We start from the raw sequence: 14743 nt of genomic DNA on the forward strand, positions 1-14743 counted from the left end.
TAAGTTTACGAATACCAAAAGTGGAATGAAGATAATTTGCCAAGCAGGAAAAAGTTAATTAATACAACTAGAAAAGACCCAATGTTCCAAAGTGCAATTGACTTTCCTGATAGATTCCTTGCAATTCTAAGATAAAGATAGATGCTGTAAGCGGTTAAAACGATAAAAGACCCTATTATTTTGATATCATACCATGGCATTCCCGGAACCTTAAGAATCGCCCATTGAAGCCCTAAAATAAGACTAAGCATGAGCATGGGAACACCAATTACGGCTAATATATAGGATAATTGCTCTAATTTGCTAAGGTCTGCAAGGCGCATAAGTCTCTTACCCCACTTTTTCCTCTTCAATAAATCATACTGAATCAAATAAAGCAGAGAAAACACAGAGGACAACGAAAATGCACCGTAAGAAAGAATCGCCATTGTAATATGAATCAGAAGCAGTTCGGAGACAAGCTTTTCACCCATAACATGCGACTGGTATTGAACAGGAGCAAAAGTATGAATAACCATTACTATAAAACCTAGTATATTAGTAAAAAAGACGATAAAGTCAACCCTTAACAAGCGGTTAATCCCCAGCGATAAGGTAACAAGGACCCAGGCATAAAAGTAAAGACCTTCAAATATTGTAAGTACCGGGAATCTTCCGGTTTTCATCATATAAAAAAATAAAAATACGGTTTGTAAAACCCATACAAATGCAAGTAACCAGAAGGCAATGCGGTTTGCCTTCCGGTTATGGTGAATAAAATCAAAGAAATATAACAGCACACTGAAGGCATAAATTACTACTGTCAGCTCATGCAGGCGGGTCATTTGAATGTCATACATCGGATTAACCTCTCTTATGACTGAAAGGAAGCCTGAGATGCTCGAACGATAACTTTTTCAGTTTCGGCTGCTTTCGTATTTGCCTGCTCTTCAACAAGATCCTCAATATTAAATATTTTCACGAATAAGTCGAGTGCGTTCTCGGCGTCCGGACGCGCAGCCAATTCCTTCGCCTGGAGAATTGGATCTTTTAAAAGCTGGTTAATAATGCTCTTGGTATGCTTATTTAAAACCTTCCGATCACGGTCGGAGAGATTTGGAATTTTACGTTCGATACTTTCCATAGTATCTGATTGAATAGCAAGTGCTTTTTCCCTTAATGCTGTAATAACAGGTACAACACCTAGTGTTCCAATCCATTGTTTAAATTCAACAATTTCTTTTTCTGCCATTAACATAATTTCTTGGGCAGCTTTCTTTCTCTCCTGAAGGTTTGCTTCCACAATGCCTTCCAAATCATCTATATCATATAAAAAGATGTTTTCAAGCTCCGCAATATTTGGGTCAAGATCTCTTGGGACAGCAATGTCAACCATGAAAAGAGGCTTACCTTTACGCATCTTTTCTACGTTTGCCATCATATCTTTAGTAATAACAAGGTCTTTTGAACCTGTTGAACTAATTAGAATATCAGCTTCCGCCAAGGCTCCCTGGAGTTCTTCCAAAGTTCTCGCCTGGCCGTCAAATTTTTCAGCAAGACTTACAGCTTTTTCAAAAGTACGGTTGATAACCGTAACCTTCCTTACTCCGCTGCCATGGAGGTTTTGAGCAGCAAGTTCACCCATTTTTCCTGCTCCAAAAATAAGTACATGCTTATTTTCAAGAGAACCGAATATCTTTTTCGCAAGCTCAACAGCCGCATAGCTGACTGAAACAGCATTAGCTCCGATATCTGTTTCAGAGTGAGCGCGCTTGGCAAGAGTAATAGCCTGTTTAAATAAGTGGTTAAAAACGGTTCCTGTCGTTTTTTCGTTCTGAGAAAGCAAAAAGCTGTCTCGGACCTGGCCAAGGATCTGAGTTTCCCCAAGAACCATTGAATTTAAGCCGCAGGCTACTTTAAATAAATGCTCGACAGCCCCATCCTCCTCATAAATGAAAAGAAATGGCGAAAATTCGTCCTGATCTATGTTAAACCATTCAGATAAAAATTCTTTTATATAGTAACGGCCTGTATGCAGCTGATCAACTACTGCATAAATCTCCGTACGATTACAGGTAGAAACAATAACATTCTCAAGAATGCTCTTTTTCGCATTAAGATTAACAGTCGCTTTTCCAAGATCGGCCTGATTAAATGTCAGCCTTTCACGGATTTCTACAGGGGCCGTTTTATAGTTAATACCCACCACTAAAATATGCATTTAATAATGACACCCCCAAATAAATGTTCATTCCTAACTAGTCTGATTATATCATGTGTATAATTGCATTTTGCCCAAAAAATGTGAACAGAAAACGAAACTGTGTGTTAATATATTAAAATGAATAGAATATTCATCAGATAAGTCGACAAAATACTTCCCTAAGTACAGTACCAAAAAACAAGCAATGATTCAAGTGAACCTTTCTGGAAGTGGTGTATTTATGAAAAATCAGAGAATTTTCCCTGGAATTATTTTAATAGGCTTTGGCGCATACTTTTTTATGCAGCAATCCGGCATTACATTATTTCAACAGTTTTATACATGGCCGACACTTTTGCTCATCGTAGGAATCGGCTTTTTAGGACAAGGTTATCTTGCAAAGGATTACGAGGCTATTCTCCCAGGAGTTATTCTGGCAGGTTTTGGATTACATTTTCACCTTGTTCACCGAGTGACCTTCTGGCCTGACCATATAGGAACTTTTATTTTTATAATTGCTCTCGGTTTTCTTTTAAGGTATCAGAAAACAGGTACAGGACTCTTTCAGGCTATATTATTTCTAATTCTCTCAGTCCTTCTATTATTCTATGATAAAATTGCAGCCTATTTTGGCCTCTTGCAAAATGGAGTTTCTATAGCATGGAAATTCTGGCCGGCAGTTCTCATAATTATTGGAGGTTCTCTCCTTTTTATAAAGAAAAAATAAACGTCCGGACAAATTGTCCGGACGTTTTTTACGAACCTACATAAAGCTTTCAAGTATTCCCCAAGCCTTGTCTTTTCCTTCACCTGTTTCAGATGAGAAATGAATAAGATGATCGTTAGGATCCAAATCTAATGTTTCTTTGACAATTTTCAAATGTTTTTGCCATTTACCTTTGGGAATTTTGTCTGCTTTAGTCGCAATAACAACACATGGTATTTCATAATGCTTTAAAAAATCATACATCGTAACATCATCACGGGTTGGAGGATGGCGAAGGTCGATCAGCAGGACAACAGCCCTTAATTGTTCCCTCTTTGTTAAATAGGTTTCAATCATCTTCCCCCAGGCCTCGCGTTCTGATTTGGAAACCTTGGCATATCCATATCCCGGAACATCAACAAAATGCAGAATTTCATTAATGATATAAAAATTTAAAGTTTGAGTCTTACCAGGCTTGGAAGAAATCCGAGCCAGCCCCCTCCGATTCAGCATCTTATTAATAAAAGAGGACTTTCCCACATTGGACCTTCCAGCCAATGCGAATTCTGGCATATCCCCTTCAGGATACTGATCGGGCTTTACTGCGCTTATAACTATTTCCGAACTTGTTACCTTCATTGAGTTGCACCTTCCGTAAGCGCGTGCTTCAGCACCTCATCCACATGAGATACAAGAACAAATTCCAGCTCATTTCGGACTGTTTCAGGAATATCATCAATATCCTTTTCATTGTCCTTAGGAATAATAATCTTCGTCAAACCGGCACGATGAGCACTTAATGATTTTTCCTTTAAACCGCCAATTGGAAGCACTCTTCCTCTTAGCGTAATTTCACCTGTCATTCCCACTTCACGGCGAATTGCTCTTCCTGAAAGAGCTGATACAAGGGCTGTTGCCATTGTAATACCGGCGGAAGGCCCATCTTTAGGTACGGCACCTTCAGGAACATGTATGTGTATATCAAATTTTTCATGGAAGTTAGGATCAATTCCCAGCTCTTCCGCTTTCGAGCGAATATAGCTGAATGCTGCCTGGGCTGACTCCTTCATGACATCTCCCAATTTACCGGTTAAAACTAGCTTTCCTTTACCCGGTGACAAAGACACCTCGATTTGGAGTGTATCTCCGCCTACAGTTGTATAAGCAAGACCTGTGGCAACTCCAACCTGATCTTCGAGTTCTGCCTGCCCATATCTGAACTTTGTTTTTCCCAAAAATTCTTCTACATTTTTTTCCGTTACGACAACGCGTTTCTTTTCTCCTGAAACAACAATTCTTGCCGTTTTGCGGCAAATGGTCGCCATTTGTCTTTCAAGACTTCTAACCCCAGCTTCCCGGGTATAGTAGCGGACCACTTTAAGAATGGCATCATCACGAACCTGCAAGGTTCCCTTGGAAAGACCATTTTCCTTAATTTGTTTTGGTAAAAGATGATCGCGTGTAATATGGACCTTCTCAATTTCCGTGTAGCCGGCAATTGTGATAATTTCCATCCTGTCTAAAAGAGGACCAGGGATAGTCGATAAATTGTTTGCTGTTGCTATGAACATAACCTTAGATAAATCATAAGGTTCTTCTATATAATGGTCACTAAAGTTAAAGTTCTGTTCCGGGTCCAATACCTCCAGCATCGCTGATGAAGGATCTCCACGAAAATCATTGGACATTTTATCTATTTCATCAAGAAGGAACACAGGGTTAATAGTACCTGCCTTTTTCATTCCCTGGATTATACGTCCAGGCATTGCTCCAACGTAGGTCCTTCTATGTCCTCTTATTTCTGATTCATCTCTGACTCCTCCAAGAGATACCCGAACAAAATTGCGGTTAAGGGAAGCTGCAATTGATTTGGCCAGACTTGTTTTACCAACTCCGGGGGGTCCCGCAAGGCAGAGAATGGGCCCTCTCAATGAATTAGTCAGCTTTTGAACTGCCAAATATTCAAGAACACGCTCCTTTACCTTTTCAAGGCCATAATGATCCTCATTTAGTATTTTCTCAGCGCGTAAAATGTCGAGATCGTCCTCGGTTTTCTTTGACCATGGAAGGGATACAAGCCACTCGATATAATTTCGAATAACTGCACTTTCAGCTGAACTTGTTGGAACCTTTTCATATCTGTCCAGCTCTTTCAAAGCGGTGTTTTTTACATTTTCAGGCATTCCGGCAAGCTCAATCTTTTCAGTAAGATCAGCAATTTCACCGGTCTTGCCTTCTTTGTCACCCAGTTCTTTCTGAATGGCTTTCATTTGTTCGCGCAAATAATATTCCTTTTGCGTACGCTCCATAGAGCGCTTTACTCTCTGACCAATCTTTTTCTCCAGGTTTAGAACTTCTTTTTCATTATGAATAATATCAATTACCCGGTTCATTCTCTCTTTGGCATCTATAGTCTCCAAAATCTCCTGCTTTTCCTTCAGCTTTAAGGGCAGATGAGAAGAGATGATGTCAGCCATACGGCCTGGCTCTTCTATATCTGCAACCGATGAATAAGTTTCAGCAGAAATCTTTTTCGACATCTTTATGTATTGCTCGAAATAATCCAGCATAGTTCTCATTAATGCTTGATCTTCTACATCTTTTTCCGGGCTCTCCTCAAAGGTTTTGAGACTGACAGCAAAGTGGTCCCCTTCATCATAAAAAGAGACAATCTCCGCTCTGTTAAGCCCTTCTACCAGAACACGGATAGTACCATTTGGTAATTTAAGCATTTGCTTAACCTTTGTAAGGGTCCCCAATTTATACAAATCATCTTCTGATGGATCATCTATTGTTATGTCTTTTTGTGTAGTCAAAAAGATCATATGGTCATCTACCATTGCTTTCTCAAGCGCCTGCACAGATTTTTCACGCCCAACATCCAAATGAAGGACCATTGTCGGATAAACTAGCAAGCCCCGAAGAGGCAGGAGGGGGACGATCATTTCTTTCTCTTTCGTCATAAATATTGCACCTCCAAATGCAATTCAAATTACTTCCATTCCAATTCTAAAGCAGGATGATTCTTTGTACAATTCTATCTTATTTAAAATAGTGTGTCTAATAATAGTGCCCGCTGATAGATATTATTAGTATCCTAAAAAAAGCATTCTTTATGCCTTGCCTGTGATTAGTCAAACTAACTTTCCGCAAAAAGAGAAACTCCGGCTCGCCAGTGTTAAAAGAGGAAAGCCGAAGTTTATTTTTAAATGGTTTCTTTTTTGGATAACTCGATTGGAGCAGGTATAATTTTCCCCTTATCCGTATTAAGTGCTATATCAAAAACCTCTGACAAATTTGATACTGGGACAATATTTATATCCGTTATCTCATTTAAAATGGACTGCATGTTTTCAGCAGGTATGATAACTGTTTTTGCACCGGCTTTTTTAGCTGCCTTAACTTTAGGATAAACACCGCCAATTGGTTTTACGTTTCCATGAATGCTAATTTCACCGGTCATGGCTACGCTATTATCCACTGGTATTTTATATATTGCAGAGTAAATCCCAGTTGCCATAGCAATTCCTGCGGAAGGTCCATCAATTGGAACCCCTCCAGGGAAATTAACATGTATATCAAATTCATCAGCCGGCACACCCATGGACCGCAGGACTGTAATTACATTTTCGATAGAACCGCGGGCCATGCTTTTACGTCGTATTGATTTTCCCTGTCCGCCTATGCTTTCTTCATCTACAATACCTGTAATGTTGATTGTACCCTTATTATCCCGAACCGGAATGACTGTTACTTCAATTTCAAGAAGTGCACCTGAATTCGGACCATAAACGGCCAGGCCGTTTACCAGACCAATGCATGGAATATCGTTAATGTTTCTTTCCATTCTAGGTGTTAATTGACTTGAATGGATCACCCATTCAATATCTTCATCTTTTATATAATTTTTTTCTTCTGTAATAGCCAAACCCGCTGCAGTTTGAACCATATTCACTGCTTCACGGCCATTTCTGGCATAGTTTGAAAGAGTATTTAACCCTTTTTCTGAAATTTTCATCTCTATTTTATCTGCAGCCTTTTTAGCAACAACTGATATCTCTTCCTGAGATAATTCCCGGAAAAAGACTTCCATACAGCGAGAACGAATAGCTGGCGGAATTTCATTCGGTGTCCTTGTTGTGGCCCCTATTAATCTAAAATCTGCAGGCAGGCCATTTTTAAAAATATCATGGATGTGTGTCGGGATTTGAGCATTTTCTTCATGATAGTATGCACTCTCAAGATACACTTTTCGATCTTCCAGTACCTTTAAAAGTTTGTTCATTTGGATAGGATGAAGTTCGCCAATTTCATCTATGAATAGAACCCCGCCATGAGCATTGGTTACTGCTCCCTGCTTTGGCTGTGGTATTCCAGCCTGTCCCATTGCACCAGCACCTTGATAAATGGGGTCATGCACAGAACCTATTAATGGATCGGCAATTCCTCTTTCATCAAATCGTGCGGTTGTAGCATCCAATTCAACAAAAACAGATGCAGTTTTAAATGGAGATTTAGAATTTTTTTTCGCCTCTTCGAGTACAAGACGCGCAGCAGCTGTTTTTCCTACTCCCGGCGGTCCATAAACAATGACATGCTGTGGGTTAGGACCGCAAAGTGCAGCTTTCAGTGCCTTTATGCCATCACTTTGTCCAACTATATCATTAAAACTGGTAGGCCTTACTTTTTCAGACAACGGTTCTGTCAAGGAAATGGACCGCATTTTTTTCAGCTGCTCCATCTCTTTTCGCGATTCTTTATCAATGGAAATCTTTTGTGTTCTTTGGCCTCTTAATAAATTCCAAAAATACAGCCCGATAACAATGCCAAAGAAGAGCTGTATAAATAAGGCAATCCCCGTCCAACTCATCCTATTCCCTCCTGAAAAAAATAACTCTGATTACTTGATAGTATTTCCTTTCAGAAGTTGGAATAAACAAGAAAATGGCAGAAACATTTAACATACTCAGAAAAGCGTTAGAAAAACTTGGCATTCGCCAAGTCCCTTTGGCGGATGCCCTAGTTTTACTTATGCGTTCAGAATTTAGGGATATAAATTCTGATTAGCTAAAAAAGGCCCGGCATTCTGCCAGGCCTAACTTCTTTGCGAACTTGCCAAAAGGCACAGTACTGCATAGGTTTTCTTTAAGCTGAAGTTTTTCTTTCTTCTTCCACAACCGTTCCATCTTCAAGAACTAGTTTTGGAATGCTGTTTTCGACAACGGTTTCTTTTGTGATAATGCATTTTGTGATATCGTCGCGGGACGGAAGGTCAAACATGACATCAAGCATAATGCCTTCAATAATGGAACGTAGTCCACGGGCACCGGTCTTCCGTTCAATAGCCTTCTTCGCGATTTCGTTTAATGCACCTTCTTCAAATTGCAATTCAACGTCATCTAGCTCAAGCATTTTCTGATATTGCTTAACTAATGCGTTTTTCGGCTTTGTGAGAATTTCGATTAATGCATCTTCATCAAGTTGTTCGAGACTTGCAATAACCGGCAGACGGCCGATGAATTCTGGAATCAGACCAAATCTTAATAAGTCTTCAGGTAAAACCTTAGAAAGAAGTTCTTTTTGACTAATATCCAGCTGCTTTGTATCGGAACCAAAACCAATAATTTTCTGGCCTAAACGGCGCTTTATAATTGGCTCGATGCCATCGAAGGCACCGCCACAAATAAAGAGAATATTTGTAGTATCAATTTGGATAAATTCCTGATGTGGATGCTTTCTTCCTCCTTGCGGCGGAACGCTGGCCACTGTACCTTCAAGAATTTTAAGCAATGCCTGCTGAACACCTTCGCCGGACACATCTCTTGTAATAGAAGGATTTTCAGACTTGCGGGCAATTTTATCAATTTCATCAATATAAATAATACCCTTTTCAGCTTTTTCTACATCATAATCAGCAGACTGAATTAGCTTCAATAAGATGTTTTCAACATCTTCACCCACATAGCCGGCCTCTGTTAATGAAGTAGCATCAGCAATTGCAAACGGTACATTTAGAATTCTTGCAAGAGTCTGGGCAAGAAGTGTTTTACCGCTTCCAGTTGGTCCGATCATACAAATGTTACTCTTGGATAATTCAACATCATCAATTTTACTGTTGGAATTGATTCGTTTGTAGTGATTATATACGGCAACAGACAACGACTTTTTTGCCTGCTCCTGACCGATAACGTATTCATCAAGAATTTCGCGGATTTCCTTTGGTTTAGGAACATCCTTAAATTCAACTTCTTCCTCTGTTCCTAGTTCTTCTTCCACTATTTCAGTACAGAGTTCGATACATTCGTCACATATATAAACACCTGGACCGGCAACTAATTTACGTACTTGATCCTGTGTTTTGCCACAGAATGAACATTTTAATTGCCCTTTTTCATCATTAAATTTAAACAATACTTTCACCCCTTGGAAACGTCTAAGCAATATTTAAAGTTGCGGATCACCAGCAAAACGGATAGAAGTAAGAGATTTTTTCTAAAAATTCAGCGTTATGTATTGCATTGTAACATATTTAGGCAAAGGACTGGAAATGAAAACTCTCAAAGCATATTTCTTTTTTAGCTAATCAGAATTTATATACATTAAATTCTGAACGCATGACGGAAAAATACCTGATTTCCCGAGGAAGTCCTAGTAAGCAAAAGGCACAGGGATGTGCCAATTTGAGCGTCATAAATGGAAATACAGCTCTGCTATCATCTAAGGGCCGGCTATCGCCGAGTTTTCTTTATGAACTCTTATTATCCGTTTTGAGATATCCTATTCGAAAAGTTATGTACTCATTCAGCTTATCCATATTTTTGGCTATTAAGTCGCAAGTCACGATTTTTAAAAATTTTTCCTTTTGTTATGTATTTTTTCCAGTCCTAAAACTGTGCCTATTCTTATTATAATATGTAATGGAGAAAAAGTATAAAACAAGGCACGAATAATATCGTGCCCTGCCAGTAATCTACATTATTTTGTAACAGTTTTCTTATTTTCTACAAGGAAATCAACAGCTTTTCTTAATTGAAGATCAGTTGTAACGCCTTCTAGGCCGCCAAGAGCGCTCACAATGTTAGGAACAGTCATATTATACATTTCAGCCATTTTTTGAAGTTCAGCATTTACCTCTTCTTCAGATACTTCAAGGTTTTCAGCTTTTGCAATAGCTTCTAGTGTCAGGTTGTTGCGAACGCGACCTTCTGCTTCTTCCTTCATTTGCTCACGAAGTGCATTTTCATCCTGCCCAGAGAACTGGAAGTAAAGCTCAAGGTTCATTCCCTGCATTTGAAGACGTTGTTCGAATTCCTGAAGCATACGGTTTACTTCGTTTTCAACCATTACTTCTGGAACTTCGATTTGAGCGTTTGCTCCAGCTTTTTCTACGACACTGTCACGAACTTGGTGCTCAGCTTCATGCTTCTTGCTGTCCTCAAGGCGTGTTCTGATTTTTGCTTTAAGTTCGTCCAAAGTTTCAACTTCGTCGTCTGCATCTTTAGCAAATTCATCATCAATTTCAGGAAGTTCTTTTGTTTTGATTTCGTGAAGAGTTACTTTAAATACTGCAGGTTTTCCAGCTAATTCAGCAGCGTGGTATTCTTCAGGGAAAGAAACTTCAACCTCTTTTGACTCGCCTGCAGAAACACCAACCAATTGCTCTTCAAAACCTGGTATAAAAGAACCTGATCCCAATTCTAGAGAATAGTTCTCAGCTTTTCCGCCTTCAAAAGCTTCACCATCAACAAAGCCCTCAAAGTCGATAATAACTGAATCACCATTTTCTGCTGGTCCTTCTTCTTTAACAACCAATTCAGCGTGGCGCTCTTGAAGAGATTTTAATTCTGCTTCCACTTCTTCGTCGGTAACGTTTGTATCGAATTCTTCTACTTCAAGACCTTTGTACTCACCAAGAGCAACTTCTGGCTTAACCTGAATAGTCGCTTTGAAAACAAGCTCTTTACCTTTTTCGATTTGTTCGACATCAATTTCTGGGCGGTCAATTGGCTCAATGCCAGTTTCATTAATAGCCTCAGAATATGCTTCTGGTAGAATAATATCAATTGCATCCTGGTAAAGAGATTCAATACCAAAACGCTTTTCAAACATTGGTCGAGGCATTTTTCCTTTACGGAAACCAGGAACATTAATTTGCTTTACTACTTTTTTAAACGCAGCGTCGAGACCCTCGTTTACCTTTTCCGCACTTACTTCAACTGTAAGGACACCGCGGTTTCCTTCTAACTTTTCCCATTTTGCTGACATACCGTTTTCCCTCCAACATCTATTCTCATTTCCATTTGTACGAATCTGTTATGAATACGTCTTGTCCTTCAAGTCAATATCCACGCACCATGTAATGCCCGTTTACTCACATTACAACCACTACATTATAACATAGGTTTATTTTCTTTCAACAGCGAAGGCTATATTATCGGATAAGAAATTTCTTCAAATTCTTTGATTTTGCTTACTGCGAGGTTTATATCTTCAATGGAGGCATTGTACCTGCCTCGAATTTCAAGCCTTTCCACATCCATCCCATGGTATTCAAGGGCCGTTAAATGGAACGCGGCAGCCCAGGCCTCAGGGCTTCCTGGCTCTAGTAAAAAAGGATAAGCAATGAAGAAATAACGTTCAATAAGGCTCTTCATATTTTCAAATAAAACAGGATCATCATGTTCGATTTCATTTCCAAGAAGGGAGATAATAGTGACCATTTCTTCCTGCGAATACATATCAGGGAGCGAAGCAGGAACCCAAGTCTCTTTCATTCCAAATTTTGTTACCTCTACCTCTTTCTCGTATTCCTGTTCTTTTAAAATATTGATTAAAATGGTCTTTAAAAAAGGATGACCATTTTCAGCAATTAAGTATGCTTTTATATCTTTCATAAAGGGTCTTATGTTTTGGTTGGAAAGCTTTGAAATCAGGAGAAGCTGTTCTTTCGGATCCTGCAAAGAAAATAGATTCAGTTCCTGCAGCTGCTCACTTTTTTCTTCCATCATTAGCAGTTCTTCATCACTTGGAACAGTAATATGGTTTTCGGCCATTCTTTTACTAAATTGAAGCAATGTTAAAAAATGATCTTGTTTTTCCCGCGGAACCTCTTTTTCATCTAAAAGAGCTTCAATAACAGAAACAATTTCGTCGTATTCATGAAGCTGGATCAGAATGGTTAAATACAAATCAACCATTTGCATATAGTCGCCTATCCCTTTAAACAACATCTCTTTTGCAAGTTCTCTAGCATTTTGATAGGAACCCGCTTCAAAATAGGATATAACCAATCCGAATAAAATATCGCTATTTTCCGGATCAAGTTCTTTCGCTTCCTCAAGATAACGAATGGCATCTCTATATTTTTTCTGCTGGAGGCTATCTATCCCTTTTTCAGTAAGCCTCTTTTCCAGGTCGGGAAAGAAGACAACATTGTCTGCCTGCTTTATTCGATCCTGTTTTTTCATTGTCAGTTACCGTCCTTATGGTTATTGTTGAAAACTAGTTTAGCATTTAAAAGGGGAAAAAACAAAAGCAGTGGGCTTTTGTAGATAATCTTTTTATTATGGACATAAAAAAAGCTTGCCGTTGTCGGCAAGCTGAATGGTTATGTAGTGTAAAAGTGGCGTCCCAGGAGAGATTCGAACTCCCGACCCACGCCTTAGAAGGGCGTTGCTCTATCCAGCTGAGCTACTGGGACATTTATTAAAGACAATATTTATTATATTAGGCTAGCATTTAAAAGTCAATACTCATTTTCACATTTTTTTTATAAGCAAGGGGGGAAATTACTCCCCTGCTTTTAATATATACCCTTTTGAGCTACTTTGAAAGTGTGAATTTTTTTGAAAGCTCTTTAAGCTCACCATTTTCAAGGTCAAAAACCTTTAAAACAATATCTTTTTCCTGAAAATCAAGAATTACATATGTTTTTTCCAGTCTGCGTCTTGGTAGACGAAGACTGCCTGGGTTTAGAAAGAGAATCCCATCCACTTCTTCGGCACCTAAAAGATGAGAATGCCCAAAGCACACCACATCGGCACCCACTTCTTTGGCTCGGTAGTGAAGATTCATTAAAGTTGATTTAACAGAATAATGATGGCCATGGGTAATAAAGATTTTTTTCCCACCAGCTTCTGCCGTCGTTTCGTTAGGAAATCCAGCTTCATAATCACAGTTCCCTCGGACTGTTAGGTAACCCTGAATAGAAGGATCTTCCTTCATAAGCTCAGAATCCCCACAATGAACCATTAAATCAACTTCATTTTCGTGCCTGTCCTTAATTAGCTGAAGTTCCTCTGTTAAACCATGGCTGTCACTAACTATCAGAACCTTGCTCATGACAAATCAGCTCTTTCAATTATTGATTCAAGAATCCCGCTTAATTCCTGTATAGCATTTGCCCTATGGCTGATTCTGTTTTTCTCCTCAGAAGGCAACTCCGCCATTGATTTACCTAATTCAGGAACAAAGAACACCGGATCATAACCGAACCCATTTATACCACGCCGTTCATTCAGGATTTCCCCCTCGCAGGTACCCGAAACTGTGATTGTCTCCTTTCCAGGAATGGCAATAGCTAAAGCACAATAAAATCGGGCACTGCGGTTCTCTTCAGCAACATTAGATAGCTCGTCCAGAACCTTATCTATATTAGCCTGATCGTCTTTCGGCTCTCCTGCATAACGTGCTGAATAAATCCCAGGCCTGCCATCCAAAGCGTCAACCATAAGTCCGGAATCATCCCCTATTACCATTTTGTTGAGTTGTTCTGATATCGTTTCCGCTTTTATTACTGCATTCTCCTCGAATGTTTCACCTGTTTCGTCTATGTCACCAATCTCAGGATAATCAAGAAGAGTACGTACTGAAATATTTTTAGAGGCAAAAAGGTGTTCAAATTCTTTTGCTTTACCCGGATTTTTGGTTGCAATTATAACTTCATTCACGATTATTTCTCCTCGTTATTTTTTCTTTTGTCTTCTATTTTATTAGAAATTTCCAAACCAAGAGCCATTTTTTGAATATCAAAAAGATTTGCTATACCTGTCTGTGCAGCTGCTAATAGTTCCTGAAGCTGACTATAGGAAAAAGTCGATTCCTCACCAGTCCCCTGAAGCTCAACAAATTCTCCGCTTCCAGTCATGACAATATTCATATCAACCTGTGCCTGAGAGTCTTCATGATAATTAAGATCTAATACAACTTCTTGATTTTCAAGTATACCTACACTAGTTGCTGCCAAGTAGTCTTTCACAGGAAATCTGGATATTGCCCCTTTTTCAAGGAGGCCATTTAAAGCTAAAGCCATTGCTGTATATGCCCCGGTAATAGAAGCTGTACGTGTGCCTCCGTCTGCCTGAATGACATCACAATCAATCCAAATTGTCTTTTCACCCAATGCCTCCAGATCGACAACTGCTCTCAAGGCACGTCCAATTAAACGCTGGATTTCCATTGTTCTTCCTGATACCTTTCCTTTCGAAGACTCTCTTATATTTCTTTGTCCTGTCGCCCTTGGAAGCATGGAATACTCTGCCGTAATCCACCCTTTTCCTCCGCCCCTCAAAAATGGGGGAACACGATCTTCTATGCTGGCAGTGCAAATGACCTTAGTATTTCCTACTGAAATTAGAACAGAACCTTCCGGATGGATCAAATAATTTGTTTCTATATGTACAGGTCTTAATTGTAGTTTTTCTCTTCCATCAAAACGCAAATTTTTTTCCTCCTTTTCTTAGGAACAACCTCACGTTGGCCTTCCCGCTTAGAAAAACTTGGCATTCGCCAAGTCCCTTTGGCTGATACCGCAGTTTTACTTATTGCGTTCAGAATTTATGGGTAAAATTCTGAAC

General features: G+C 39.3%; 12 protein-coding genes and 1 tRNA gene. 1 reads left to right on the forward strand and 12 read right to left on the reverse strand.

From position 1 onward, the window contains the following. Positions 1-5: 5 nt before the first annotated feature. On the reverse strand, positions 6-839 hold the full coding sequence (locus AC3WR0_RS02365) for a cytochrome C assembly family protein (protein ID WP_492550812.1): 834 nt from the start codon (positions 837-839) through the stop codon (positions 6-8). A 14-nt stretch (positions 840-853) separates the two neighbouring features. Continuing rightward, positions 854-2200: a glutamyl-tRNA reductase gene (gene hemA / locus AC3WR0_RS02370; protein WP_492550813.1), complete on the reverse strand. Its 1347-nt coding sequence runs from the start codon at positions 2198-2200 to the stop codon at positions 854-856. 223 nt (positions 2201-2423) lie between these two features. Here hemA and AC3WR0_RS02375 point away from each other — a divergent pair, with 223 nt between their 5' ends. Beyond that, entirely contained in the window at positions 2424-2909 is a 486-nt protein-coding gene (locus AC3WR0_RS02375) for a LiaI-LiaF-like domain-containing protein (RefSeq protein WP_492550814.1), read from the forward strand. Between the two features lie 36 nt (positions 2910-2945). Here the strand turns inward: AC3WR0_RS02375 and yihA are convergent, their stop codons facing one another. The 10 genes from yihA to rph all read right to left on the reverse strand — a co-directional run bounded on the left by yihA (position 2946) and on the right by rph (position 14607). After that, complete coding sequence (gene yihA / locus AC3WR0_RS02380) at positions 2946-3527, reverse strand: ribosome biogenesis GTP-binding protein YihA/YsxC (protein ID WP_492550815.1); 582 nt, start codon at positions 3525-3527, stop codon at positions 2946-2948. Beyond that, positions 3524-5851, reverse strand: coding sequence for an endopeptidase La (gene lon, locus AC3WR0_RS02385; protein ID WP_492550816.1), 2328 nt, complete (start codon positions 5849-5851; stop codon positions 3524-3526). The genes yihA and lon overlap by 4 nt, the downstream gene beginning before the upstream one ends. Positions 5852-6093: 242 nt before the next feature. Beyond that, the gene (gene lonB, locus AC3WR0_RS02390) at positions 6094-7758 is read right to left on the reverse strand and encodes an ATP-dependent protease LonB (RefSeq protein WP_027320182.1); all 1665 of its coding nucleotides are present in this window, start codon (positions 7756-7758) and stop codon (positions 6094-6096) included. Positions 7759-8033: 275 nt separating this feature from the next. Continuing rightward, complete coding sequence (gene clpX / locus AC3WR0_RS02395) at positions 8034-9299, reverse strand: ATP-dependent protease ATP-binding subunit ClpX (RefSeq protein WP_027320183.1); 1266 nt, start codon at positions 9297-9299, stop codon at positions 8034-8036. Between the two features lie 564 nt (positions 9300-9863). Further along, positions 9864-11153, reverse strand: a complete 1290-nt coding sequence (gene tig / locus AC3WR0_RS02400; RefSeq protein WP_492550817.1) for a trigger factor — start codon at positions 11151-11153, stop codon at positions 9864-9866. A 161-nt stretch (positions 11154-11314) separates the two neighbouring features. After that, positions 11315-12355 carry a tetratricopeptide repeat protein gene (locus tag AC3WR0_RS02405; RefSeq protein WP_492550818.1) on the reverse strand — a complete coding sequence of 347 codons (1041 nt, stop codon included), beginning with the start codon at positions 12353-12355 and terminating at the stop codon, positions 11315-11317. 156 nt (positions 12356-12511) lie between these two features. Beyond that, positions 12512-12588: transfer RNA gene (locus AC3WR0_RS02410), tRNA-Arg, on the reverse strand. A 122-nt stretch (positions 12589-12710) separates the two neighbouring features. Beyond that, positions 12711-13229 carry a metallophosphoesterase gene (locus AC3WR0_RS02415; protein ID WP_492550819.1) on the reverse strand — a complete coding sequence of 173 codons (519 nt, stop codon included), beginning with the start codon at positions 13227-13229 and terminating at the stop codon, positions 12711-12713. Next, a complete protein-coding gene (locus AC3WR0_RS02420; RefSeq protein WP_492550820.1) occupies positions 13226-13837 on the reverse strand; it encodes an XTP/dITP diphosphatase in 612 nt (203 codons plus the stop codon). The genes AC3WR0_RS02415 and AC3WR0_RS02420 overlap by 4 nt, the downstream gene beginning before the upstream one ends. A 2-nt stretch (positions 13838-13839) precedes the next feature. Then, complete coding sequence (gene rph / locus AC3WR0_RS02425) at positions 13840-14607, reverse strand: ribonuclease PH (RefSeq protein WP_492550821.1); 768 nt, start codon at positions 14605-14607, stop codon at positions 13840-13842. Positions 14608-14743 lie beyond the last annotated feature (136 nt).

The organism is Neobacillus sp. FW104-15D2 (genome assembly GCF_058790155.1).